The organism is Brevibacillus sp. 1238, from assembly GCF_029892995.1.
In the GTDB taxonomy this organism is placed as follows: domain Bacteria; phylum Bacillota; class Bacilli; order Brevibacillales; family Brevibacillaceae; genus Brevibacillus; species Brevibacillus parabrevis.
Genome location: NZ_JARXWC010000035.1, coordinates 1 through 1,019, shown reverse-complemented (window position 1 = coordinate 1,019; position 1,019 = coordinate 1). Strand labels below are relative to the sequence as shown.

General features: G+C 51.0%; 1 rRNA gene. It reads left to right on the top strand.

The window, feature by feature from the left end:
* A 23S ribosomal RNA gene (locus tag M2298_RS28180) occupies positions 1 to 1,019 on the top strand; the annotation flags it as partial.

Here is a 1,019-nt window from a genome sequence, read left to right as displayed (position 1 = left end):
GGCTTTGAGATTAGCGGAACGCTCTGGAAAGTGCGGCCATAGTGGGTGATAGCCCTGTACGCGAAAATCTCTTAGTCATGAAATCGAGTAGGACGGAGCACGAGAAACTTTGTCTGAATATGGGGGGACCATCCTCCAAGGCTAAATACTACTGACTGACCGATAGTGAACCAGTACCGTGAGGGAAAGGCGAAAAGAACCCCGGAGAGGGGAGTGAAATAGATCCTGAAACCGTATGCGTACAAGCAGTGGGAGCCTACTTTGTTAGGTGACTGCGTACCTTTTGTATAATGGGTCAGCGACTTATATTCAGTGGCGAGCTTAACCGAATAGGGGAGGCGTAGCGAAAGCGAGTCTTAATAGGGCGTTTAGTCGCTGGGTATAGACCCGAAACCGGGCGATCTATCCATGGGCAGGTTGAAGGTTAGGTAACACTGACTGGAGGACCGAACCGACTACCGTTGAAAAGTTAGCGGATGACCTGTGGATCGGAGTGAAAGGCTAATCAAGCTCGGAGATAGCTGGTTCTCCTCGAAAGCTATTTAGGTAGCGCCTCATGTATCACTGTAGGGGGTAGAGCACTGTTTCGGCTAGGGGGTCATCCCGACTTACCAAACCGATGCAAACTCCGAATACCTACAAGTGCCGAGCATGGGAGACACACGGCGGGTGCTAACGTCCGTCGTGAAAAGGGAAACAACCCAGACCGTCAGCTAAGGTCCCAAAGTTATGGTTAAGTGGGAAACGATGTGGGAAGGCTTAGACAGCTAGGAGGTTGGCTTAGAAGCAGCCACCCTTTAAAGAAAGCGTAATAGCTCACTAGTCGAGTCGGCCTGCGCGGAAGATGTAACGGGGCTCAAACCATACACCGAAGCTACGGGTATCACTTAGGTGATGCGGTAGAGGAGCGTTCTGTAAGCCTGTGAAGGTGAGTTGAGAAGCTTGCTGGAGGTATCAGAAGTGCGAATGCTGACATGAGTAACGACAATGGGAGTGAAAAACTCCCACGCCGAAAGACC